Consider the following 2,292-nt stretch of genomic DNA (forward strand, 5'->3'; position numbering starts at 1 on the left):
TTCGAGTCGGGCGCGGTGCCCGAGCCGGCCGGCACCGCGGACCCGACGGTGACGGCACCGGTGGTGACGGGACCGACGGTGACGGACCCGGTGGTGGAGGAGGTCCCCTCGGCCGGACCGCCGTCCGCCGCCCTCGCCCGCTCCCCGCACAGCACGCCGAGCACGAACACCGCGCCCACCAGCAGCGCCAACCGGACCGCACGCCATCCGGCCGCCGCGCGCATCACGCGCAGAGCGGCACCGGGCACGGCTGCTGACCAGGTCAAGGGGGGCGGGTCCTCCCGGACGGCGGGACGGCTGAAGACACTTCACGGGTCCCTGTAATCGAACAGCGCCGATCCTTGCACGCGACTCCCGAGGTTGCGCAAGCCCTCCGTTACCGATGGGTACTCATGTCCGTTTTCACCGGCCCGAGTCCGCGCCTCATCCCGCGTCCGGTATCGGCAACGGCCGCTTCTCGATCGCCGCCGCCATCACCTCCGGGAACAGATCGGGTGTGCAGGCGAACGCCGGTGCGCCCAGCGCGGCGAGCGCCGCCGCGTGCTCCCTGTCGTACGCGGGCGCCCCCTCGTCGGACAGCGCGAGCAGCGTCACGAACTGCACCCCCGACGCCTTCATCGCCGCCACCCGCTTGAGCATCCCGTCGCGTATGCCCCCTTCGTAGAGGTCGCTGATCAGCACGACCACCGTCTCGGCGGGCCGGGTGATCCGCGACTGGCAGTACGCCAGCGCCCGGTTGATGTCCGTACCGCCGCCCAACCGCGTGCCGAAGAGCACGTCGACGGGGTCGTCGAGCCGGTCGGTGAGATCGGCGACCGCCGTGTCGAACACGACGAGCCGGGTGTCGACCGACCGCATGGAGGCGAGCACCGCCCCGAACACCGACGCGTACACGACGGACGCGGCCATCGACCCGGACTGGTCGACGCAGAGGACGACCTCCTTCTTCACCGACCGCGAGGCACGCCCGTAGCCGACGAGCCGCTCGGGCACGACCGTCCGGTGCTCCGGCAGGTAGTGCCTGAGGTTGGCGGCGATCGTGCGGTTCCAGTCGATGTCGTGGTGGCGCGGCCGGCTGACGCGGGCGCTGCGGTCGAGGGCTCCGGTGAGGGTGGCCCGGGTGCGGGTGGCGAGCCGCTCCTCCAGGTCCTCGACGACCTTGCGCACGACGACCCGTGCCGTCTCCTTCGTCGTCTCCGGCATCGCCTTGTCGAGCGACAGCAGCGTGCCGACGAGGTGGACGTCGGCCTCGACGGCCTCCAGCATCTCCGGTTCCAGCAGGAGCGTGGCGAGACCGAGCCGGTCGATGGCGTCGCGCTGCATGACCTGGACGACGGAGGACGGGAAGTAGGTCCGGATGTCCCCGAGCCAGCGGGCCACCGAGGGTGCCGACGCGCCGAGCCCCGCCGAACGGTCGCGGCCCGCCCGCGGTTCGTCCCCCTTGCCGTAGAGCGCGGCGAGCGCTCCGTCCATCGCGGCGTCCTGCCCGGACAGGGCGTGTCCGGTCCCGTCTGCCGGGTCCCCGCCGAGCACGAGCCGCCAGCGCCGCAGCCGCTCCCGCGCCGGGTCCGTCGTCGCGGTCGCCCCGTCCTGTGTGTCCGTCATGCCGTCACCCCCGCCGGTTCGTCGCGTGCTCCCTCGTCGTCCCCGTCCGGCCCGAGCAGCAGCCGCAGGACCGGCAGCACGGCGTCCGCCCGGACGGTGTCGGGTTCGGGGGCGAAGCCGGGGGTGCCGGAGATCGCGGTCGCCGTGCCGCCGCGTGTCCCCGGCCCGCGCCGGACCAGTTCCCCGAGAGTGCGCCGCACCCCCGGCTCGTACGCCGAGAACGTCCGCCGCAGCAACGGCAGTACGTCCGTGAACGCCTCCGCCGGTACGTCCGTCAGCCAGGTGTCGACCAGCCCGAGCAGCCGCTCGTCGTGGACCAGGAGCAGTCCGCCGCCCGGGCCGCCGACGAAGCCCTCGATCCACGCGGCCGCGTCCGCCGGCGGGGTGCCCGGCGACAGCACGAGCCCCATGAGCCGCGCCGCCTCGTCCTGCGCCAGTTCCCCGCCGTCCAGCAGCAGCCGCACGGACCGGCCCCGTATGACGCCGGGCACGGTGTCCCGTGCGGACAGGGTCCGCAGCACCGACTGCCAGCGGGCGCGCAGCTTCCCGTGGCCCGGCGCGGGGGCGTCGCCGAGGAGAGCCACCGCGCCGTGCACCGCGTCGACATGGCGCCGCATCTCGTCGGCGGCGTCCACGTCCAGCGCCGCGCAGGCCGGGGGCAGTCCGACGAAGACCCGCGCGGCGAGG

General features: G+C 74.2%; 2 protein-coding genes and 1 pseudogene. All 3 read right to left on the reverse strand.

The window, feature by feature from the left end; genetic code table 11:
- A pseudogene (locus B7767_RS46680) lies at positions 1-266 on the reverse strand (hypothetical protein); the annotation flags it as partial.
- Positions 267-423: 157 nt separating this feature from the next.
- Entirely contained in the window at positions 424-1,605 is a 1,182-nt protein-coding gene (locus B7767_RS31255; protein ID WP_085575078.1) for a VWA domain-containing protein, read from the reverse strand.
- The coding region (locus tag B7767_RS31260) for a DUF5682 family protein (RefSeq protein ID WP_256923634.1) at positions 1,602-2,292 on the reverse strand (691 nt) is incomplete at its 5' end. The genes B7767_RS31255 and B7767_RS31260, both read right to left, overlap by 4 nt.

The organism is Streptomyces sp. 13-12-16 (assembly GCF_002114215.1).
GTDB lineage: Bacteria > Actinomycetota > Actinomycetes > Streptomycetales > Streptomycetaceae > Streptomyces.

Excerpts from the sequence above, each read along its gene's own strand:
- B7767_RS31255 (WP_085575078.1), bottom strand. The coding sequence starts at position 1,605 with ATGACGGACACACAGGACGGGGCGACCGCGACGACGGACCCGGCGCGG.